Origin of the sequence: Coprococcus sp. RTP21281st1_F1_RTP21281_210402, assembly GCF_040915325.1 — a bacterium.
Taxonomy (GTDB): Bacteria; Bacillota; Clostridia; order Lachnospirales; family Lachnospiraceae; genus Coprococcus; species Coprococcus aceti.
On sequence record NZ_JBCPDQ010000001.1, the window covers coordinates 403,883 to 426,363 of the forward strand.

Annotated in this window: 17 protein-coding genes; all 17 read right to left on the minus strand. The window is 37.0% G+C overall.

What is annotated here, in order from left to right; genetic code table 11:
• Positions 1-43: 43 nt before the first annotated feature.
• The 17 genes from AB5150_RS01875 to AB5150_RS01955 all read right to left on the minus strand — a co-directional run bounded on the left by AB5150_RS01875 (position 44) and on the right by AB5150_RS01955 (position 22,395).
• The gene (locus AB5150_RS01875; protein ID WP_368291107.1) at positions 44-1,111 is read right to left on the minus strand and encodes a leucine-rich repeat domain-containing protein; all 1,068 of its coding nucleotides are present in this window, start codon (positions 1,109-1,111) and stop codon (positions 44-46) included.
• Between the two features lie 39 nt (positions 1,112-1,150).
• Positions 1,151-3,229 carry a protease Lon-related BREX system protein BrxL gene (gene brxL / locus AB5150_RS01880; protein ID WP_368291108.1) on the minus strand — a complete coding sequence of 693 codons (2,079 nt, stop codon included), beginning with the start codon at positions 3,227-3,229 and terminating at the stop codon, positions 1,151-1,153.
• 45 nt (positions 3,230-3,274) lie between these two features.
• Positions 3,275-4,156, minus strand: coding sequence for a hypothetical protein (locus AB5150_RS01885; RefSeq protein WP_368291109.1), 882 nt, complete (start codon positions 4,154-4,156; stop codon positions 3,275-3,277).
• Positions 4,157-4,179: 23 nt separating this feature from the next.
• Positions 4,180-6,726 carry a BREX-1 system phosphatase PglZ type A gene (gene pglZ, locus AB5150_RS01890; protein ID WP_368291110.1) on the minus strand — a complete coding sequence of 849 codons (2,547 nt, stop codon included), beginning with the start codon at positions 6,724-6,726 and terminating at the stop codon, positions 4,180-4,182.
• A 177-nt stretch (positions 6,727-6,903) separates the two neighbouring features.
• Positions 6,904-8,382, minus strand: a complete 1,479-nt coding sequence (locus AB5150_RS01895; RefSeq protein ID WP_368291111.1) for an RNA-binding domain-containing protein — start codon at positions 8,380-8,382, stop codon at positions 6,904-6,906.
• 16 nt (positions 8,383-8,398) lie between these two features.
• Positions 8,399-10,036 (minus strand): hypothetical protein, encoded by a 1,638-nt coding sequence (locus AB5150_RS01900; RefSeq protein ID WP_368291112.1) that lies wholly within the window; start codon positions 10,034-10,036, stop codon positions 8,399-8,401.
• Between the two features lie 111 nt (positions 10,037-10,147).
• Positions 10,148-13,792, minus strand: a complete 3,645-nt coding sequence (pglX, locus tag AB5150_RS01905; protein ID WP_368291113.1) for a BREX-1 system adenine-specific DNA-methyltransferase PglX — start codon at positions 13,790-13,792, stop codon at positions 10,148-10,150.
• A 25-nt stretch (positions 13,793-13,817) separates the two neighbouring features.
• Complete coding sequence (gene brxC, locus AB5150_RS01910; protein WP_368291114.1) at positions 13,818-17,408, minus strand: BREX system P-loop protein BrxC; 3,591 nt, start codon at positions 17,406-17,408, stop codon at positions 13,818-13,820.
• Between the two features lie 12 nt (positions 17,409-17,420).
• Entirely contained in the window at positions 17,421-18,008 is a 588-nt protein-coding gene (locus AB5150_RS01915; RefSeq protein WP_368291115.1) for a DUF1788 domain-containing protein, read from the minus strand.
• A 2-nt stretch (positions 18,009-18,010) separates the two neighbouring features.
• Complete coding sequence (locus tag AB5150_RS01920) at positions 18,011-18,610, minus strand: DUF1819 family protein (RefSeq protein ID WP_368291116.1); 600 nt, start codon at positions 18,608-18,610, stop codon at positions 18,011-18,013.
• Positions 18,611-18,627: 17 nt separating this feature from the next.
• Positions 18,628-18,840, minus strand: a complete 213-nt coding sequence (locus tag AB5150_RS01925) for a helix-turn-helix transcriptional regulator (protein WP_161171748.1) — start codon at positions 18,838-18,840, stop codon at positions 18,628-18,630.
• Positions 18,841-19,273: 433 nt separating this feature from the next.
• The gene (locus tag AB5150_RS01930; protein WP_368291117.1) at positions 19,274-20,095 is read right to left on the minus strand and encodes a zinc-ribbon domain-containing protein; all 822 of its coding nucleotides are present in this window, start codon (positions 20,093-20,095) and stop codon (positions 19,274-19,276) included.
• Positions 20,096-20,112: 17 nt separating this feature from the next.
• Positions 20,113-20,295, minus strand: a complete 183-nt coding sequence (locus AB5150_RS01935; protein ID WP_368291118.1) for a type II toxin-antitoxin system HicA family toxin — start codon at positions 20,293-20,295, stop codon at positions 20,113-20,115.
• Positions 20,296-20,304: 9 nt separating this feature from the next.
• Complete coding sequence (locus AB5150_RS01940) at positions 20,305-20,964, minus strand: VWA domain-containing protein (RefSeq protein ID WP_368291119.1); 660 nt, start codon at positions 20,962-20,964, stop codon at positions 20,305-20,307.
• A gap of 87 nt (positions 20,965-21,051) precedes the next feature.
• Positions 21,052-21,687: a helix-turn-helix domain-containing protein gene (locus AB5150_RS01945; protein WP_368291120.1), complete on the minus strand. Its 636-nt coding sequence runs from the start codon at positions 21,685-21,687 to the stop codon at positions 21,052-21,054.
• A gap of 175 nt (positions 21,688-21,862) precedes the next feature.
• The gene (locus AB5150_RS01950; RefSeq protein WP_368291121.1) at positions 21,863-22,069 is read right to left on the minus strand and encodes a hypothetical protein; all 207 of its coding nucleotides are present in this window, start codon (positions 22,067-22,069) and stop codon (positions 21,863-21,865) included.
• A 113-nt stretch (positions 22,070-22,182) separates the two neighbouring features.
• Entirely contained in the window at positions 22,183-22,395 is a 213-nt protein-coding gene (locus AB5150_RS01955; RefSeq protein WP_368291122.1) for a hypothetical protein, read from the minus strand.
• Positions 22,396-22,481: the final 86 nt, after the last annotated feature.

Here is a 22,481-nt window from a genome sequence, read left to right on the forward strand (position 1 = left end):
ATACTGTATCATGTTTGTCTAAGTGTCGCCTTACATGCGACACTTAGACCAGCTGATACTTAATCTTATTTTTCCTGCAATACTGCTCTGCAAAAGAACCAAAGGAGCATTGCACAATAAACATATCATCCGTCCCCTTAAAAGCATCCTGACCAATCTGATGTACACTATCTGGAATTATAATAAAATCCAGACTGGAGCAGCCGAAAAATGCTCGTTCACCAATCACATTCAATTTTTCATGCAGCTCCACCTTCTTCAATCCACAACAATTCATAAACATTCTGTCAGTTATCCTTGCAATGTTATCCGGTATCTTAATATGTTCCAGTGATTGGCACTCTGCCAATAAATCATCACCTATCCAGAATACACTCTTTGGAATATCAAGTGTCCGTAATCCGGTTCCTTTAAAGGCTGCATCTCCGATTGTCTTAAGCAGTATCGGCAATGAGATTGATTTTAAACTGTTGCAATTTTCAAATGCTGAGTTTTCAATCTCCTCTACGCTGACTGGCAATACCACCTGATGCAATTTCTCACAGTCAAAAAAAGCATTTAGTCCTATGTATTTAAAGCCTTCCGTCAGAATTGCCTCTTCTATGGAAGATTTGCTAAAACTGTTATCCGCAATCTCTATAACATTTTCATTTCCAGACCTATTTTGAAATATAATCGTCTGATTCTTATCTCCACGGAATCCGATTACAGCCAGTCCGTTGCCTCTGCAACTTTTCTCATATACAAATAAATCTCCATATGATTTTCCCGAAGATGACTTATTATCTTTTATCGCTGGACCACCGCCCTGCTTCTGCACTGAAATGTCACAGGCTTTTCCAAGCACTTTATTACCATAACAAGAACACCATACTGACACGATCCAATCTGCATTCACTCTGCTGATGCCATAGTCATCCATCAACTGCTTCACGTACCGGAAAGCAAATGTATTATTGAGCAGATTCGCCTTCTGAATATCCTGTGCAATTCCCATGTTGTATGCCATAAGAATCAGATTGATATTCTTTGCCTCTTCTGGAAATATATCTTTAACTAATGCGGTAAACTGTCGCTTATCATTTATTGAATTTTCATACTGTCGAAGCATTGCTTCAAAATCCTGCTCAAAAATAACTCATCACCTTCTTTACTCTACGCCCAAGGCTTTATAAACTGCTTCTTCCGGAGAAGAATAGAATATCAGACTGAACGCTCCAACTAAGTCAGATGGCACTGTTCCAAGGTCTGCTGCTGATGTAATTGGAAGAAGTACTTTTTTAGCTCCACTATCGAGACAAACCTGCAATGTACTTGCCAAATCTTCCACCTTAATAAGTGTTCCACCGATGCTAATTTCGCCAAGTACCGCAAGGCTACTGATTGGTGGCTTGCTAAGTGCTGCCGATGAAATAGCTATCAGTGTAGGCAACGCAAGACTACCAGTCATTCCAATTCCCTGCATATCCTGATAGTTGATGATATAATCCTTCGTTGTTGTACTAATATTTCCAGATATTGATTTACCATTTGCCTTTAAATAATTAAACGCTGTATTTGTTGCTTCCTTCGGTTCTTTACCTGAACCTATACCCGTGCATGTCAGCTTGCCATTTCCTGGCATCATCTGGGTTTCCAAGCGGTAACATCCTATCATCCCAGTCTTTGACTTTGAAACTGTATATAAGCATCCCGGCTTACCCATACCTTCAGGAATCATCTTTCCCCCGCCCTGCTCAGGTACAGATACAAAATGCTCATCAAAACTGTCATTGTCTATATAAGAGAAGTTCACATCATAGAACTCCATTCCACCAATCTTTTTAAGCTGCTCTTTTACTCGTCTACGAAGTTCAAGTGAAATATCCATGATCTCAGCAACTTCTTCCTTGCTGACGTCGCCATCCGGATAAAGTAATTTTATAAATCCAGAAATCAGCTTACGAACAGCAATGGCATCTCTCTGATTTAAATTATTTCCTAATTTGAAATATTTCTCTGCAATATTACTGTAATTATCCTTACGAAGCTCGCGCATGAACTCTGACAGGTAATCTGTGATAAACCCATAATCATTTGTAAATGAATCCGGTCTGTACTTAGGAATCTCCCATCCAGGTATATATGCGTGGAAACGATCAAGGAATGCCGTATCCGTACCCATTTCAGGCGGAAATGGATCAAACAAACTTGATGTCTTCTGTAAAGTCTCCACACTTTGATTAATATTTCCCACAAATACCATAGATGCCTTTGCCTGTATCTCAGCTTTACCACGGGAAAATGCACCTGATGCCATGTATCCCTTCATAATCTGGATACCATCTTTATCCTTAAACTTGATACCAGCAACCTCATCAAATGCTACAACATCCCACATTCCGACAAGACCTACTGTATTGTTAGACATGTTATAAAACAAATTTGCAACAGTTGTCTGTCCTCCAGCTACAAGGATACTGTTTGGAGAAATCTGCTCATATATGTATGATTTACCTGTAGAACGTGGTCCTAATTCGCACAGATTAAAGTTGTTCTCCACAAGCGGAATCATACGGGCAATCAATAACCATTTAGCTCTGTCAGAAAGCTTGTCCGGTTCCATACCAGTAGAGCGAAGCAGAATATCCATCCACTCTTCCTTAGTAAATGCATTACGACCATTTTTTACTTCATCCATATCCACATGTGGCATCTGAATAGGTGTCAGCTTTCTAATGCGGATAGGCTGTGTATTCTTCTTATCTTCCTCGATAAACTCATAGTCAAGCTGGAGAATACACCAGATACCGCCACATAGCAGGCGGTCATAATCCTTCACATAGTCAGCACTGATAGGAATATTCTTAATTCCGAGGTTAGAGAATGTTGCCTCATACCGATCTTCCCTTGTATTAAGCACTACTGTGATCCTGTCAATAACTGTATAGCTTCCTCTCTCTCGAAGAAGTGACAATATCTTCTGTGCTTCATCCGGGCGAACATAGTTATCACGCAGAATACGCTTAACATTGTCTACTCCCTCGTCAATAATCTCCTGATCATCGGAATTACAATACTGTCCGAGAAGATATTCCAGTACATAGACCGGAACATTAGCTCCTTCACGAACGGACTTTGTTAAATCCTTGCGTACAATACGGCCATCATAATATTGGCGGAGCTTTTGCTTTATGATTTCTCGTTTATCATCTGTTGTATTTTCCTGAGTAATATCAAATCCGTCCATTGTTTTTCCTTTCCATAATTATCAATTATATATTATTGGTTAAGCTCATTCTCTTCTAAGTGGTTTATTATAGCCTTGGGGTAACTTTTGAAAATATTCTCGGTTTTCATCCACCATACGGTATCCTTCGGCTATAATCTGATGATATTCCATTATTTTTTTTTCATCTTTGGTTTCTTCTAGCGGGATACATTCTTCAATATGATAAATCATAGCTAATTTCATTATTCTTAATTTAAATTCTGCAAGTTTTGCTTCTGAGTATGATTCCATAATTGTTGAATTTTTGTTATTGCACAATATTTCTGCACCCAACATTACCTGATACCATTCATTTGCTTGTTCCGGAAAATCCATGTCTAAAAATAGCTTCTGTAATTCCATATCAGCATTTCTAAAATCCACGTTCTCTTTTATTTTTTCATAATCTTCAAGAATTCTTAGAATGGTATCTGCTAAACACTTTCTAGTCATTTGAACAATATGTCCTTCCGCATCTTGAAAGTATAATAATTGAATATTTACTCCAGTTATTGCTCCTTTAGCTTGATCTCTGGTCGTATATGCTTCCCATCCGTTAATAAAAATCGCACATTGATGGAGACAATTACGCATATCCAATTTTGTTTGAACTATTGCAATAGATGTCTTTTTTCGCTCCGGATAATATACTTGAATTAAATAAAATATATATGCTGCAACGTAACTAATTGCTATATTATAAAGTGTATGATCTCCAACAGGATCTGTGTAAAACAGTTTATAAATAACATTATTATTGGAAATTAACAGCCATGATGATCCTCTGATTACGAAATATAATGCCACAATCAAAAGAACCGATAGTTTTACTAAAATTTCGCTGTATCCGAAAAATACCCTACGATTTATAAAACTTTTTTTATTATCTTTTTCCCTTTTTATCATTAGGAATACTCCCTCAGCACATCTTAAAACCCAAAATCATCAACAAACGCAATATCAATCATAAACTCGTACTGCTGCAAGATATTCTTCTCATCATTAGCATCTGCCAACACAAGATAATACTTATCGCCATACTTATATTCTCTTGACTTCAAAGTAAACTTCTCATGGAATGTTCTCTTCTCCGGCGCATCTGCCCTGCTATTCGCAATCATAGGCACATCAAATGAGATTTTTTCTCCATCTTCCGTAGTAAAGTAAGCCACGATACTTCTTGCTTTCATGGTGTCTGTGACTTTCTCTGTCTGAATGAAATCAAAGTATGTGATAAGGTTTGTCACCTTACGGGTAACAGATGTAAGGACAACATCCACATAATCGTATGCCACACCTCTGGTATTCGTTGTAAGTTCAATGACCGGAACTATCATCTCCTGCATGGACGTACCACCATGCACATAGTTCTGTCCGCCTCCGGCAACTTTGAAAATATCTGCTCCAACCGGTGTATCTACATATAGTTTATTAAGGTACGCCATTGTTCTTGCCATGATTCCCTGCTCATTTACTGCATCTTCTGTAATGAGGAATCTCTTGTTTGTATAAAGGCATTTATCCTTTGGATAAGTTACCTTGTCAAACTCCTGTAATCTGTCTCTTTTATATAAGAAGCCATGATCTGCAGTTATGAAAAACTTTGGTGCCGATACATAACCAGTCAGTTTCTTAACCAACTTATGTATCTCTTCTATCGCCTCTGCACAAGCATTGAATACCTCATTCTCACTTGCAAGCTTATCTCCTCTTGCATCCACCTGATTGTGATAGATGTACACGATATTCTTGCCCTGAATCAACTCCCTGATTCGAGCCTGATTAGCATTTGCAACTTCATCAAATGACAAAGCCACATTATTTTCATTATAAGATTTCAGTATCTTGTCTCTCTGTTCCATACTTGCACATGCCTGTCCATCAACAGTCACATTCAAGTTGCCATCCACCTGCATCTCTTTATGTGGAAGCAGACTTGCCATTCCAACAGATGTAACAGAAGGCAGGCAGCTAAGCATACTCTCCATCTTCGGTGTACACTTCTCATCTAATTCCAATCTGCCGAAAAGTTCATTTGCACACTCATACCGAAAAGCATCAGAAATAATCACAATGACTCTCTGTTTTCCATCGTATCCTCTAAGATAATGCTTATAGAAATCTTCCTGCTTAGGCAGGTCTGTAGCATTCATTACATCATTTGTGAAATTCTCATTCCACTTCGGTGTTATCTTCTGTAAATATGTATTCGCATAAATATTCTCTACTCTCTGTCTTACATCAGAGAATTTACTGTTATCTTCAATCTGATCATATGCATAATAAAACCATCTATAATATGAATCTATCAAATAAGACTCTTTCTGATAATTTGCAACTAATGTCTTAATATCACTTGAAAATTCCATAAGTGATACAGACTTCATCATCAAATATGCATACTTGATAGTCGTATATTCATTCTTGTATCTTTCGCTATAATGATATGCCTTAGACATTCTCTGGTCTGCTACCTGAGCAATATTAAGTCCATCAATCTGTGCATCTAAAATCTCATCATTTAACTGCTCCAATGCCCAATCAATAATAATGTCATCTAACCCGGCAAACGCATCACAAGCGAAAACGTCCGCCAACTGGAGAGAACTGTCTTTTTTCTTCTCCACATCTTTCTTTAATCCATCCTGTATTCTTGTCACAAAGCGTAATGACTTATCTATTCTTTCTACCAGTTTGTCATAGGCATCCTGATAATTCACATTGTCCATGATATTACGGATAAAGACCACAACATCATTACACTTCTTGAGAATATAAGTTCTCATTGCTTCCGGAACTGTAGCCTTTAATGTAGATGATGCATATGTTAATATCATACAAGCAGACAAATCATCTATGTTCGGCTTTTCAGATTTATATCCAAAGAATTTTTCACAAAGTTCCCAGAATTTATCAGTCAAACCATTATCATCCAATGCCTTAAAATACTTCTCATTGTCACCGAGCATCATCTGCTTAACTACTTCCTCAAAATTTGGAGTCTTTACATCCGTGAGTACAGCAATCAAACCAATATCAATTGTCTGTGCATTGTAATGGTCAATTCCAAGCTCCTTGAACTTTTCAATACGATGCTTATTTTTCCAGAAATTAGCATACTGTGATAAATGCTCCTTAAAGCGATTATCAATGCCAATCTCCTGTGACATCTGTGATACTCTGTCAGTATAATAAGGTGTTGAGTAATAATACATATCTGCGAGAGGATTCTCTGCATCACTTGGCTTTGCAAAGGCTGCATAGACAAGATATTTACTCTCTTTATCCTCTTCGTTTAATAAATACTTTGAATAGAGCCAGTTTGTACCATCAAGAATGTGCAGCTTTACATCACCAAGCTGCAGTTCCGATACCTCATCCTCGTATTCACCTTTATCATCAAACCAGAATATAATTCTTGTCTCTGACTTGGCAAATTCTGTATTTAATTGATCCTGTATGTTCTGTAAATCCATATTTCACCTTCTAATCCATTTGTGCAGATGGTCTGCACAAATATTTTTATTCAGCCTATGCTAAGAAGTGTCCGATAAATGGTCACTATCGGTCACTTATCGAACACTTTGTGTCCGATATTCCGTAAAAGTGTCTGATAGTGTTCAATAAGTGTTCGATAAGTAGCAATGCAACTCCTAAATCACATATTTAGTTGCCGGTCCATTTCCACTCTTCGTAATCAATCCTTTTTCTATCATCTTATCAAGCAATTTTCTTGCTCCTGTCTTTGACTTATAACCACCTATATCAGCAGCTTTTTGAGAAGAAATACTTCCATTCTGCCTGATATACTCAAGTATTTTTTCTTCTTTTGACACAGCAGTTGCTATTGCGTGATTTATATTTTCATTTCTGATATCAGCAGCACTTGGAATATATACCACTTGTCCAACTTCGAGCTTTAATGTTACCCGGTCACTGCGCTCTGAGAAATCAAATTCCGGTTTTTTCCAATTTTGTTCTGCCCATGCTGTCATAATCTTATCGACACCACTTCCGGCACGCTCACCGACATTTACAAACCCAAACATTTTTAAGATATTCGGATTTCGTGGATCACTATTGCCACCTGCATAAAATTCCTCTTTTGTTACCCTGATAGTACCTGGATTGGAAATGCTAAGTTCCTTACCCTTTTTAACAACAAGAATTCCTCGTCTACCGTAATAATTTGCATGTGCCAGTGCATTTGCCAATGCTTCTTCCAATGCATCATGCACATCCACTCTATCTACACGATATCCATCTCGTCTGTTTGCAAATGGAACTGCTACATCATCGTCCATTCTGGTACGAACCTTGCAGAAAAAGTCATATATATTGCCGCTCCAATCACCTTCGTTTGAATGTGTCCGGAATAACCAGCGTACCGCTTTATCATCGCATTCCTCACGATAATCCAGAAAATAATTCGGAAAAATCTCCGTAATATGATAAGCCTCTCCAAAGAATAATAATCCTGCTATCGTTGGAGATAATGTACCATTTTTATTCTTTGCTGCTGCCCTTAATTTCATAAGGAACTCATCATTTTCCAAAGCATTCCAAGGATGTCCACTGTGAAGCTGTTCAAAAATAATTCTATAACCTTTTATTGTATCCTGATTCAGCACTTCCAATCCAAACTCATCCAGCACTTCCACATCACCAGATACATCTCTCTGGTCAGCAAACATCGCACGGACTGCCTCTTCAGTACAAAGAAAGTCGCCTTCATAATCTCTTTTATAAGTACCTTTCATCGGATCTGTCCCAATGTATACCGGCTTATCGTGCCTGTCTGCCGCAGGAACATCAATTCTTAATATTTTCTTTTCTCCGACAGTCACAGGTCTGACATGATGATTCAGTAAGATGTTCTTTGACACCTTATTCCTGTCATTCAATGTACTCCAAAAGTCTTTCTGATATTTTACAATCTGCTTGTCTGTCAATCCTTCAACTGTAAAAGAATCTCTGTGTTCCCTTATTCCAAGCAGAATCGTGCCACCATTTGTATTAGCAAAGGAAGAGTAGGTTTCCCATATACTCTCCGGAAGTCCACCAGTTGCTAATTTGCATTCTCGTTCATGGTCTTCTTTAATATTTAATTCTTTTAGAATCTCTTCCTTCAATCGCCAAACCTCCTGACTATATTTTTATCAGTTCAATTTCTTTCAAAATTTCACTCTGCAATTCTTTATCATTAACAGCATTTCTATATGCCTTTTTATACCAATATTTACAGCTATTATTGTCTTCATCTTTATAGCTGCGAGCAATTGCAATATAAATTCTGCTTTCTATCCTACTATGAATTTTCAATCTATTCTTTTTAAATTTACTCTTATTATAGTTATTTATAACCGTTACTACTTCTTCTAAATCAAAACATCCTGTATTCATTCCAAAACTATTGCCTATAATTGTTGCGATACAGCATTTATTTACTGTTTCAGAATGCTTATCTAATAATTTTTTTATTTTATCCGCAAAGTTATTGTCTAATCCCTGAACAATGTTTACATATATCCACGACAGAACATATGCTGTACATCGATCTGACTCCTTTATGCTAAGAATATTAGTCATATAATTTTCAACAAGTTCATTCATTTCAGGAACTTTATGCTCAGTTTCTATGCAATATAATAATGCCTCGAGATTCCTATCTATATTTCTAAAATTAAAATCATTGCTTTTACCTAGCCATAAATTAGGATGTAGCTCTACACTCATCGTGCCCGGCAAATCGTCATACCATGCATATTCTTCCTTTTCCACAACATTTCTTGAATTAACAAAATTCGTTATAACTGTACGGACAAGTCTTAACAAGCCTGAGTATGTAAAAAATACCTCATGTTGAAACTCAAATATTTCTGAATTGGCAGATATTCCAGCATCCATTAATTGCTTCATTATCGGTTTTAATTCATGTGCATATTTGGATCTAAATATATAAGTTTTTACGACTGCCTGTTTAACTTCTTCTTCTGAACCTTGACGTTTATCTATTGCTTTATAATAATCATCATCTAAATACTTCAAAATAAATTGAGCAAATCTCCTTGATAATTTCAAGTGTTCATTAGAAACTAAAATATTTCTTATTTCTTCTGCAACATTATCTTCAACTTTATCTAATAAAGCCTCCAATTTTTTCCTAGTGTTCTGATCATAGTCGCTCCAAGAAGTGGTATACTCATCAAAGTTTTCTGACAAAGTCTCTAAAGCATAAACAAGAATGCTATATGACAGTGATATATCCTTACTAAACACACTAAATGAAGCATGATATGCAGCTAAACATCTCATGACTATCTTATATTCGTCACGAGCCAAATGCATCATTTTTTTATAAAATTGAATGCTATATTTCCAATCTTCTCCAGTAAAGTTTCGCTCCTTATCAAATGTTTCTGTCACATAAGAGGATATATAATTGTCATGAGCATTTCCTCTTCTGCAAAGATTCTCTATCACTGACTCACTTTCATCAAATATTGCATTTAATGAAAATGATAAAATATATTTTAACTGTTCAATTACAACATTATCCCCAATTTTTACAAGTATACTTGTTTTAGGAGTGTGTTCAATACAGTTATCATATGAAATAACATAACAAGGATATCCAGGATGCCAATCCACTGTATTTATTTTTATATTTTCGTATTCTATAGGGTGCATGGAATGAAAGGCAACATTAGAATATAAAATTCCATTACATTCGTTATGTACTATTTCCCCATCTTCAAAAAATTTCCCAGATATAATTTGCAACATATTCCATGCTTCCTTCCTAATTGTACAGACAATCTATCTGACTTAATGCAATGACTTCTTAGGCTCTTTCAGCCAATAATTCATATATCAATTAACCAAGAAGATTTTACATTATATTTTTGCTAAAAGATCAATCTTTAATGATTTCTTGCCTTCCTGTGCTACTTCCACACCTTGGAACTTCGCATAATTTACCTTTACACCATCATCCAAGTCAATCTCAATTCTCTGATTAGCTACATGTGCAATGGCTTCATCATATATCTTCATCTCCGCAAGCTGTTTAGTGTACTTTGTTACTGCCTTTGTGGCTTTTGATTTTTCTGATGCAGATGTCGCATTGTCAATCGTATACTGCGCACTCTGCATTGCAGTTTCTACATACTTCTGTGCCTTATGAAGATAATCTGTTCTTACTCTGCCAACTGTGTCTGCATCGTATCGATGCATGTAAATAAGTGCCTTAAATCCATTCTGCTTTCCACTGTCGAACATCCAGTAAATAGGACGCTTCTGATATACTTTCAAATGGTCTGCATAAAAATCTTTCAAAAAATAGTTACGAATGACTTCTCTGGATGTATCACCTTTATTACCTAATACATTTGCAATAAAATCAAGATTTTCTTCTAATGTGTCTGTACCATAAACTGTTTTAACAAATTCTACAAAACGAGTTACTATATCGTCAGAAAAATATTCCTCGTCTGTAATGGGTATACAGTTATCTTCATCTGGTAAGAACAATTTATATCTGCTACTATCCCATTCGTCACCTGCATAAACAACTCTTTCTTTATCTGGAGTGTATCGTCCAAACATACATCCAACAGAATAGGAAATAAACGAACGAACTTCTCTATTCAAATCTGGCACATGTAATGTACCATCTTCAATATTGACATCTGGTGAAAGTTCATTTGTAAGTTCATATTTATCAATAAAAATCTCATTTATTCTTCTTTCTTTTTTATTAAGTCTATCAATTCTCTCATCCGTTATTAACTGCCATTTTTCATAGGCTTCCTTTATGGTCACAAAATTACCCGTTACAAAAGGATGTTTCTTAAAATCCCATGATGTTTCAAATGAATCCCAATCTTCACGAGATATTCTTATACATTTCTTTGCCAAGTCTTCTATTTCATCATTTGTTTCTCCAATAATTGGCAAATTTCTTATAGTCCCAGCTTGAATACTAAAAGCAGATTTTGTTGAATCAATAATAAATCTTCCCACGCATGACTGCAAAAAGCACAATACATAATTATAATACTTTTCTGGCAAGAAAAGGGAGGATCCATTTACATCAAATACAAAACCTTCTGGCATAACGCGAGCGCCAAAAGCAGCCATTGTACTATATGTCCAAGTCATTCCTTTGTGAAAATAATAATCATAACCTCCATTTTCACGATGTCCAGATGTCTGTTTCATCTGATTTTGTCCGGCTTCATCGTACCATACAACATATTCTTGATTTCCATACCATCTTTTTCGTTCCCCACCCTTGCTATACGGATAGTACTTCTTGCTTCCAACAGTTATCAATGATGCATCTTTCATCGTATAATCTATGGTAAGATTATTTACCTCCCACCATAATTTAAGAAATAAATCATTATTTCCTGTTCCCATACCAATTTTTACTTTTCCAACATCATCAATTATTTTCCCTTTTTCATATAGCATAGCCAAAGTGTCTCCAGCCACATACGCTGAAACAGGTGCACCTGGTATTCGTTCAAAGCTATCTTGTCTAGCATTATAACAATATTCTCCTGACAAAAATGCTCTTTCTTTTTCTGCAGCAGTAGCTTGGTCAACCAATCGATAATATACACCCTCACGTTTTTCAATTTTCACATTATGAAATACAAAGCTCGTAGTTTGAACCATTTCTCCACTTACTTCTTCGAAGGCTCTTGCCCCAAGATGTGCCATATTAACAATGCTCATATCATGTAGTTTATATCTTAATTTTTCGTAACTGGCTAACGACATCCATGCGTGCTGTGTAATCATAGCCTGATACCCAAAATGCTTTGTCATTGTCCGACAACTTTCAATAAAAACTGCAAACATATCACTTTTACTGTCTGGATAGCATTTCTTTATGAATTCTAATAGTTTGGCACTCATGCTACTATTTCCCATATACGGTGGATTCGTCACTACTGCATCATATTTCTGTTCCAAATTTCGTGCTACTCTTACTAATTTTTGCAAATTTTTCTGTGTTTCTTCGCTTCCTACACTCTCAAATGAAATCTGTCCCGTTGTACTTAAATCATCTACAAATCTTTCCAGCACCTCCCAATCACATACATCTACGTTTAAAATAGATCCATATTCTCTGGCATTTTTAAATGTATCCAGCAATCCTTCAATCTGCATGGTTGCCAGATTCCGTTCCATCTCACTTAAATGTGTTCCGAAGAACTGCAGATGATTCCGATTAATTTCATTACTCTCTACAATCGCATAGACTTTCGGTTCTGGCTTTCCATCTCTTCCTCGCAGGAATCTTCTATTGTATCCACGTCCCTTCATCATAACTGCGAAGTATGCCAACTGATATGCTCGCTGGTCGATATCCAGTCCATGGATATTATTCTCTACAATATCAAATGCCGCTTCTCTCTTATCATATCCGGCACTTTCATAGATATCCATTAGCACATCAAACATCGCAATCAAGATATGTCCACTTCCCATGCATGGATCAATACAGGTAATGTCTGTTGGTTTCAGGTCTTTATATGTAGTACGGATTTCTGCCAATTTTACATTAACAGCCTCTTCCTGCTCTGCTTCTGGAAGATAATATTTCCATCCAAATTTCTCAGCTGTTGCCTTTTCATCTGTACTTGGATCAACTGCTCGCAAATGTTCAATCCAGATTCTACCTACAGAGTTTTCAACCATATAACGAACAATCCAGTCCGGAGTGAAAAGCTGTGTTGCTGCAGGTATTCTCTCTTTTGTGATTTTTACATTCTTTTTCAATTTTGCAAAAGTATCATCTTTTAATTCTGTATTGTAATACTGATATAGCCACCCTATAATCTCCACCTGTCCGGTAGGCTGTCCATCTTCTCCAATCGTATTTACGTTAAAATCTTCTTCTGGAATTCCCCTCTTATCATCTATCAGCATACGAATTACATCATCCTCATTTGTAAATGAGATGTTAAGCAACATTTCTGTATAATCTTCTGTCTCTTCAAAAAGGCCTGGTAACACTTCATGAAGCAGATTACACTGCTTGATAAAGAGCATCTTGAATAAGTCATCAAGCCTGTTATTCATTTTGGCATCAATGATTTCTTCTCTCTCTTTATCAGTGAACTCCCAGTCAATATCCGGAGCCATAGTTACCACATCCGGCTCATTCTTTCCTTCTTTTTCAGAAGAAAGCACACGAACTCTTACAGGATACATATAGTCGTTTACTTCCATAAAACGGATAGCACAGATTCTGTTAAACCATGTATATGCCACTTCTTCCACTACCGCTTCAAAGCCTCTTGCATGAATCTGGTCTACAAGTTTTCTTCTCTGCTCACACTGTTTTTTGTTAAGTGTTACCTCTGTTCCTGCCGCTGTCTTGTATACCTCAAAATCTGCACCTTTTGTGATTGCTTCACTGCAATTATCCGGTGTAATTCCAAGCATACCGGCTTTATCCGTAACGGATGCTATCAGCTTATTTCTTGCATCTATTGCAAATTTCTTAATTGCATTTTTGTTCATGTGCTATATCCTCCAATCAAGCTTATCAGCTCAATGTAATTATTGTGTCTTCTTCCAGTTCATTCATCAGTTTCTGCTTCATCTCAGCAAGAAACTTATCAATATCCTGCTCTGACTCTATCGAATATGTTCTAGCCCCTGCTACATTACTGATGGAAACATTCTTACGTCTCTTGGTCTTTACTTTAGTCTGTACCGGTGTAGGATCAATCGGCTCTTTACCTGGTACTACCGGTGCGACAGGTGATTCCGGTGCAGGCTGATGTGCCCTCTCATATTCATCTATCTCATCCAGACACTTGATTTTTAAAGTGTCACTTTCCAGCTTGATATTCTTAATTGCAGCAATATCACTGGATGTTCTGAGTTTCTCCCAGATCTCATCAAATCTCTGATTGATACGAGGACGGAGTACTTCTGCAAAAGGCTTAGTATCCAACACCTCTTTCACTTTAAGGAAGTCATCATGTACTAATGGATCCATGATTGCTGCTTCCTTTTCAAGCAATCCCATATGAAGCTCTTCAAATCTCTTATTTAATTCCGGTAATCTCTGAATCTTACCAAAAGGCTTGCTGTCCTTTACGATAGTCTCTATCTCTTCAACTACTTTTAACAGCTCCTGATCACTTACATAAGTCTTACTGTTGCCAAAATATGCAAGGTTCTTCACTGCCTCTTCAAAAATCTTTTTCTGATCTCCCTTAAAGAAATCAAATACAGGTGCAGTATCTTCTGCATCGTCAAGCAGGTCATCTCTCTTCTTATCTACTGTCTTGAAGAACTCTGTAGGCTCATTGATATCAAGGATTTCAGCAAGTCTCTTTCTAGCCTCTTCCATCAGTCGCTTACAAGGATATTTTGGATTGATTCTGTACTCTACAAGGATGTCATCGTAAACTTCAACTTTATCCTTTGCTCTGCTCTTGAAGCTGCTCATGATTTTGTCATCATCATCACTGGATACAGTAAATCCGAAGTAATCCTTCATAACTTCTTTTGCGGAGCGAATCTGTCCGTCAGTTGCTCTTTCTCTGATGTCTATCAAGAGTTTCTCTACATACTCTCGCTTTGTAATATATCTGACCAGTTCATCCGAATTCGTTGAAAGTAATGACAGGCTCTGACTGTTAAGAGTAAGAGACACTCTTCCCAGCTTGAACAGCATTGCAACAAGCCACTGCACATCCTTTGGATCAAATCCATAAGGTGCTGCACCAAACTTATCCTGTAATGACTTGAGGGATGTCTTCATATGTCTGACATTGTTTAATCCAATTACCTGTACCACTTCCTCTAACGCAAGCTTATTTGGTGTGGTATCACTTGTGCCAAGGAAACTCATCTGACCATCGCTATGCTTAAAGATAGCACTAATATCTGAAAGCTCCGGTGCTGTCTCCATATAGGTAAGCTTATTGTATTTCATTGCTACGAGCTTACCGAGTGCTTCATTGATTCTTGTTGCCGGCTCCTTAGCTGAAATGGTTGCCTTATCGCCATTTACATAGATGTCAGCATTTTTTAATGCATCCTCAATAAATATTCTGATTCTATCCTTCTTCTCAATACGCTCATCTTCTTTCGCCCTGCGAATACTGTCAAAGCTGCCTCTGGCTCCGGACGCATTTTTATTAAGGAATTTATATATCTTGATGGATTCCGTAATCTCATCAAGGAATGTACTGTCATTTGGCAGCTTCACAATCACACTGTTTTCCTGTGCTGAGAGCAGACGAAGTGCAGAGTCTGCATAATCTCCGCCATAAGGTGTGATAACTGTCACTCCGATATCGTTAGACTGATTGCCCTTGAAGAATCGATCATCCACCTTCTGGTTGAATGGGAATAAGTAACGGCTGCTGTAACGGTATTTCTTCTCTGTATAGATTTCCTCAAAGATAACTGTAGAAGCCTCTCCGATGATTTCTCCCATCTCTACTGACTCATTGTTGATGGCATTATTGATTTCCTGCTCTTCATTTGTCAGGAAAATGTATATTTCACCATTCTTCTGTACAAGTGTCTCTTTAATCAGTTTCTTTAATGATTCTTCAATCTTAGAACGGACTTCAATCCTGTCATCATCAATATTGGAAATCATAAGTGTAGTAAGATTATCTACATTTGCCTTGATTTCCTTGACATATTTAATCATAAAGAGAACCTTCAAAAGCTCTACATCGAACTCATCCAGCTTACTGTTATTTTCTGCATCTGATATTACCTGACTATGCTGGTGATCAATAAACTTATGCAATGGATCGTAGAAGAAGCTAAACGGAACCAATACTCCATCCTCTTTATCCATTACTCTGATTGCCGACTCCTGAAACAGTGCAAGCATAGAACGTGACTGATCAGACAGATGCTTTCCACTAGCGCCATGTGTTCTGACCGCAGTAAGTACCTGTCCCAAAAGATTGAACTGATATGGTATGAACGGATAGCAGTCTGCAAAATCCGCCTTATCTGCATACAGCTTCTTGTCTGCTGTATCCGCTGTAAATGTTATAAGATTCTTAATAATGGATTCTTTCTGCTCATAGAGAAGTCTAAGCGTCTGTGTTGCTGTATCATTTTTTGCAAGCACACGCTTACGGATTACTTCATCAACATTGGATGCTGAAAGAGAAAGTCTCGTATCAAAACGTCCCTGAATCTTAGAGAAGTCATTTCCCTTTGTCTTTGTAATAGAATCAATATCCTCCTGGCTCGTTACGATAACCCATGCCTTACCTTTGCAGGCTGTTCCAAGGTCTTCCACAATTGTCTGGAGATTGAGCATAAGCTGTGTATCATCTGCAATATACTGACCGATTTCATCAACTAAGAAGATAATATGATGATTCGGTCCTTTCTTCGCACAATACTCCTGCACAAGTGATACAAACTTCTCGATACTGAGGTCATAGTTACCCTTTGCATTCTTGCACCAGTTACGGGCTGCCTCCTCACTCATGAAATTCATCTCGACTAATGTCTTTACTACTTTATCCTGAATAACTGCAAATGCCTGTCTCTTTTTCTCCCAAGGTGCACCTGCATTTGCCTCGAAATTCTCTTTGAACTCTTCAAATCTGCCCTCATTATCCAACTGACGTTCAAATTCTGCAAGATAAGGAATGGAACCACAATATCCCTGCATCTCATTGAACACCTTCATAAACACTTCAACGATAGCCTCCTTGCCGGAGCCTACCTTTGCAGAACCCTTTGAATCAATATTGAAAAGCATGACATCTGACTCAATTGTTCCAGCCTTTGTCATCTCTGCAATAAGCATCGGATCTTCTATTTTTTTACCATCTGTAAAATACTCAATGGCTCTTTTACCTTCTACTGTGCTGTTTTTTAATAAATAAGACAGTATTTTTAGGAAGTGAGATTTACCACTTCCAAAGAATCCGGAAATCCAGACACCCATCTTATCTGTATATCCATCTACACCCTTTTCATAATTGTTGAAGAAATCCCTGAAATGCTTCAGAAGCTCCTTAGTCACTACATATTCATCTAACTCCTGATATACATTCTCTTCATCCGACTGACCTACTTTAATAACTCCTTTGATGTCACGGTCAATCTGCTTTTCAAACATATTCTTTATCTGCATTGTTTTCCTCCCCTACACTAAACGAAATGCTCTGTAATAATTGCGTGAGTCCATAGTTCCAAATAATTTTAGATCTTGCCCACTGTACTCTCCTGGATAGAAGAGCACAACTGGAACAGTGTCAAGCACCTGATGCAGGTTATTCAAGATGTTGTGGCTTGCGATTATCGGATGGCACTTGCCTACTCCGGTAAGAAATACCACACTATCCGTCAAATCTTCCTGCAATATTTTCGAAACGATAAGATTCAATTCATTTGTCTCGTCCAGTCCCAAAGTTTCTACCAGGCTGTCTGCCATATCAAAGAATCCATTCTCCTTTTCCAAATCAAAGAATGCTTCCAGATACCCTTCTTCCTGCAATATCTGAATCATCAGATGAAACAGGTCAAACTCAACTATTCTGAAATCCTTGTTCCCGTTGTTTATTCTATCCTTAAGGTATGTTATATGATTTCTCACATACAACTCCTCTCTTGGATCATAATCGAATATATAATATCCGACTTCATTTCCAAGTCCTTTATTCTCTCTAAACGACTTCTCTGATATTTTGTCTTCTATCTGATTCAGTCTATCATCCAAACTTAACTTTGCCATGCTCAGACTCCTTTCACAGCTTTCATGTATTCTCCCAGTCCATTTGCAGTCAGCAATTCCTCTGTACGATAGTCAATGTGAATTGGCTTGATTGTTCTTGGTTTTGCACTACTTTCAAGCAATCCCGCCTCAAACATCATTCTAGTAAAGCACTGTTTCAGTTTCCGTACTGCTATATCCGTCCATCCAGCCACCACATCACTCTGCAACGCTTTATCTGAAAAGAATACATTCAGATCCCGGTCTGTAATTTCTTTCTCTCCCAATCGAATCTTTTCATCATATACTTCATGAAGGAAGTCAAAAAATAATCTGCTATCCAATAATATCGCAATTAAATTTATAATCTTTGCTGTCTCTACATCACAAGTTATAAATATCTGTAATACCGCTTCAGGTAAAGCTGCAACTCGTCTATATGTACCATTTAATACCTCATACGCTCTATATTCAGCCTTCACTTGGTAAATATTTTCCTGCCACGCAATTTTTTTTATATCTGATTTGCTATATCCATTCAAAATATATCCTGCGGTCTTCCTTGACTCCTGTAACCAGAATAATTTTGATGTAAGTCCTGCACTATATACTACATCTGCCATTTTGTTCTCCCAGCCAATTATTCTTTATTCTCTTTTACAAACTCACATATATCACTAATATCACAATCTAAGTATGTAGCTATCTTAAGGAGTACACTCATGGATACTTCCTCATCCTTACGCATTTTCGTCAAAGTATTTGGAGCTATCTCTATAGCCTTGCGAAGATCAGCTTTGCTCATTTTTCTGTCTACCAATAACTTCCATAACTTGTTATAACTAACTTTCATCTCACACCTCGCGGATATATATAATATCTTCATGCTAAACATGGTTTAAAACCCATGGTAAAATTATATTATAATTTGTAGAATTCCACAACAAATACATCGCAATTTCTTGCGAACTTTATTCATGTTTATTTTTATGGAATGTCGTATTATTATATAATTATCGAGATACGAAATCTGAAAAAGAGGTGGTAGAAATGCCCGAGAAAGCAATTGTTCACAAAGTTCCAGAAGAAATCAGAAAGCACAGTATAGAAACTTTAAAAATACGAAAACCCACGCTGGATTAATATCATATTTGTCATTGAGAACTAGAACAGTTTAGTAACTAACCCTTACACAATGTTTAGTCACTAAACTGTTTTGATCCGCTAGTCTCCATAGAACTCTTTTATCCACACATCCCCTGCTGTCATCCTAGGGGATAATTAAATCAGTCATCAAGATACAACTCCATTGATTTATAAGCATTAAGTGTATTCGTATCAGCATCATTGAAAGAGCTTGAATACGTCTGTAAGCTGCCAGATGGATCTATAGCACAATTCGTGAGCGATATGTATGCTTCATAAAACACAGAAAGTGCATCATATGCCTCCTTATATTCGTCAGGTGGATTTTTTAGTTCCTTCATCAATCCGCCTACGGTATCTTGATTGTCCTTTATACTACTTATCTTCCTGCTGAAACTTTCATCCGAATACAAATTTCCTAATGCATCATTAAAATCAGATACAAAATATCCATCCGGTTTGGTATACTTATCTGTTTCATCATCCTGTTTCTCATAAATGGCGTTATACCAGACCTGTTTAATCAAGTTTGCACTTGATTCTGCATCGCCTGCACCAGACAACATGGTAAAAGTTGCAAGTTCTAGATTATCTGAGTATTCTTCAACTCTTTGCGCATATTCCTTTGCTTCTTTTTTCTTCTGATACTCTGTTATCGCAACTGCTGTTACACTGCCTATTATCATTAATGCTACTATAATTCCAATGACAGTCTTGAGCTTCTTAGTCACTTTTACCCCTGTTACCTCTACCTTTTGCGGCTTTTCATCTGCTTCCTGCCCTAGTGTATCATCTACCGGGCAGCCACAATTCGGACACTCTGTCACCCCCTCTTCGAGTTCAGCACCGCATTCCATGCAATGCTTCTTCTCTTCTGGTATCAATATTGCACCGCAATGCACACACTTCTTTGCTTTTTCTGATACCTGTTCTCCACAATGCGGACATACAATCATTGCCATAAAATTGTTCTCCCTTCTTACACACCTGATACCTGCAGGTGGTACTGCTTAATTATTCTTTTTGCTACCATTGCATTTAGATCTTTATTAACTGCAACCGTATAAATACCGTTTGAATACATAAAATGTGAGCCTTTGCATCTTTGATATTCATATCCGTTATTACGAAGTATCTTTTTCATTTCTCTTGTATCTACCATGAATATCACCTACCTTTTTTCTGACTTCTCATGATATTCTGCGATATCATCTGCCCAGGTATCATCAAGTTCTACACTACATGTTCTGCTTTTTGTAACGCCTCTCACTGCTCTGCCAACAGCCTCGTAATTGAGTGCTACTCCATCATGATCATTCTCATATGTTACAGACCTGTTTCTTTCAATTCCGATTTTTTCTGCTTCTTTGCCGGCATCAATATTAGCTCCGAGGAATAAGAACTCCCATCCGCACTCTTTCTTTGCTTCAATCATTCGCTTAATATCATTGTAATTGAACTCTGTGCTGGAATTTTCTAATCCATCTGTGGTAATTACAAACAATACTTTTCCGGCACGATGTTTCTCCGGCAAATGTTTCTGCACATTGTCAATTTTGTTAATTGCCTGTCCTACTGCATCAAGCAATGCTGTACACCCCCGGACATAATACTCTTTATCCGTCAACGGCTGAACTGCATCAATTGGAAAACGATCATGAATGATTTCCACCTCATCATCAAAAAGGATTGTAGTCACATTAACTTTTTCTCCTTCTTTTTTCTGCCTCTCTATCATCCCGTTAAATCCGCTGATTGTGTCGATCTCCAGTCCACCCATTGAACCACTTCTGTCCAAAATAAAAACCAGCTCTGTTAATTCCGCATTCATGTGATTTACCTCCTTCGGTTTATTGTAATCACATTATATCTGCGAAACTAACAGAGCTGGTCGCATAATAGGCGACAAATCATTATTTCACAATTTAAAAACAGCTTCTCCATATGCATCTAATACGTCATTTATTTCAAACATATCATATATTTTGTTTTCTAAGAAATAAGCCACTATAATATCCGTTTTTGAACTTCTTGACAGAGCAAACCCTGCACTACCAAGAAGATCCTTTGTTTCATCAAGTGATAATTCCAGTGCAATAGAAAATGCCAAGGCAACCTTTTTACTTGGTGTATAATAGATATCATTCCTTATCTTTGAAAAATGTCTTCTATCTACACCTGCTTTTGTGTAAACTTGTGAATCTGTTAGATCTCTTTCATCAATCATTCTAAGCAGTCTCTGCGAAAAAGTCTCCTCCATATGATTCATCAAATCATCAATATTTCTATTAGTTGCAATTGTTGAAGACATGGATTTTGTGAACTTTACTTTATCCATCGTAGACTCATCAAATTCCTCTGCCATTGATTCATCAATCTCAATTTGGTTCTCAGTATTTTCTTTATTTTTGAGCTGTTTTCTTTTTTCTCTGAATAATGAAATCTTATCAAAAATAGATCTCATTTCTTTATCCATTTTTATATCGTCCATCTCAGGGCGATAGTACTTATCTATGTACTTTCCTACATCCTCAAGTAACTCCTTACTCGGCATATATAACACCACCTTTCGCACCTTTTCTATTATTATACATGGTGTAAAGAAATAATTTGTCACGTCCCAGGCGACAAAATATACTCATTACTTCTCACCATCACGGAATTATGGCTACAATAATCATGCAATTTCCATATTTTTCGGCATATAATATCATCTGATTCTCCTATTGCTATGAATTACATATAAAAACTACTACCACAAGAATAATAATTACTATAACAAGCAGGACTGGCTGCGTAAAAAGCCATAACATAACAAATAAGAGCACAAGAAAACCTATTCCTTTTCCTAATGCCTCAAGGCCTGAAAAGTCTCCCTTGCAAGCCGCCGCAATAGAGCCAAATACGAATAACAGCAAACATGCTAAAATATGCATAACAGCCACCTCCTATTTTTCCAAATTCCAATCACCATCACACCATATGTCTGAAATATTAGTGAAATGCCATTCCCCTTGCCGTCTACCTATCATATGTTGCAGGTTTTAATCTATTTTTCTTTAAATTTCTCTCTTCTCCATCTTGTCATTGCCGGTTCACCCTCTAAAGATAATCCTTCACAATAATCAACTAACAATCTAATTGATTCAAAATTCATCTTAACAACATCTTCCGTAGTATCTGCGTAGGGAACTATATTATCTATAGAATGCTGTAGTTCTCTTACATGAAGTTCCAATTCTTTTTTTACATTATCTGTCATGTCTGTTCCTCCTCTATCTTCGTCTGAATTTTTACTTTCTAGATATCTACATACTACAAAATGTCATGTCCGTTTTTCAGTACATT

Excerpts from the sequence above, each read along its gene's own strand:
- AB5150_RS01955 (WP_368291122.1), bottom strand. The coding sequence starts at position 22,395 with ATGACAGATAATGTAAAAAAAGAATTGGAACTTCATGTAAGAGAACTA.
- AB5150_RS01875 (WP_368291107.1), bottom strand. The coding sequence starts at position 1,111 with ATGCTTCGACAGTATGAAAATTCAATAAATGATAAGCGACAGTTTACC.
- AB5150_RS01945 (WP_368291120.1), bottom strand. The coding sequence starts at position 21,687 with ATGCCGAGTAAGGAGTTACTTGAGGATGTAGGAAAGTACATAGATAAG.
- brxL (WP_368291108.1), bottom strand. The coding sequence starts at position 3,229 with ATGGACGGATTTGATATTACTCAGGAAAATACAACAGATGATAAACGA.
- AB5150_RS01925 (WP_161171748.1), bottom strand. The coding sequence starts at position 18,840 with ATGAAAGTTAGTTATAACAAGTTATGGAAGTTATTGGTAGACAGAAAA.
- AB5150_RS01940 (WP_368291119.1), bottom strand. The coding sequence starts at position 20,964 with ATGAATGCGGAATTAACAGAGCTGGTTTTTATTTTGGACAGAAGTGGT.
- brxC (WP_368291114.1), bottom strand. The coding sequence starts at position 17,408 with ATGCAGATAAAGAATATGTTTGAAAAGCAGATTGACCGTGACATCAAA.
- pglX (WP_368291113.1), bottom strand. The coding sequence starts at position 13,792 with ATGAACAAAAATGCAATTAAGAAATTTGCAATAGATGCAAGAAATAAG.
- AB5150_RS01930 (WP_368291117.1), bottom strand. The coding sequence starts at position 20,095 with ATGGCAATGATTGTATGTCCGCATTGTGGAGAACAGGTATCAGAAAAA.
- pglZ (WP_368291110.1), bottom strand. The coding sequence starts at position 6,726 with ATGGATTTACAGAACATACAGGATCAATTAAATACAGAATTTGCCAAG.
- AB5150_RS01915 (WP_368291115.1), bottom strand. The coding sequence starts at position 18,008 with ATGGCAAAGTTAAGTTTGGATGATAGACTGAATCAGATAGAAGACAAA.
- AB5150_RS01900 (WP_368291112.1), bottom strand. The coding sequence starts at position 10,036 with ATGTTGCAAATTATATCTGGGAAATTTTTTGAAGATGGGGAAATAGTA.
- AB5150_RS01950 (WP_368291121.1), bottom strand. The coding sequence starts at position 22,069 with ATGCATATTTTAGCATGTTTGCTGTTATTCGTATTTGGCTCTATTGCG.
- AB5150_RS01935 (WP_368291118.1), bottom strand. The coding sequence starts at position 20,295 with ATGGTAGATACAAGAGAAATGAAAAAGATACTTCGTAATAACGGATAT.
- AB5150_RS01885 (WP_368291109.1), bottom strand. The coding sequence starts at position 4,156 with ATGATAAAAAGGGAAAAAGATAATAAAAAAAGTTTTATAAATCGTAGG.
- AB5150_RS01920 (WP_368291116.1), bottom strand. The coding sequence starts at position 18,610 with ATGGCAGATGTAGTATATAGTGCAGGACTTACATCAAAATTATTCTGG.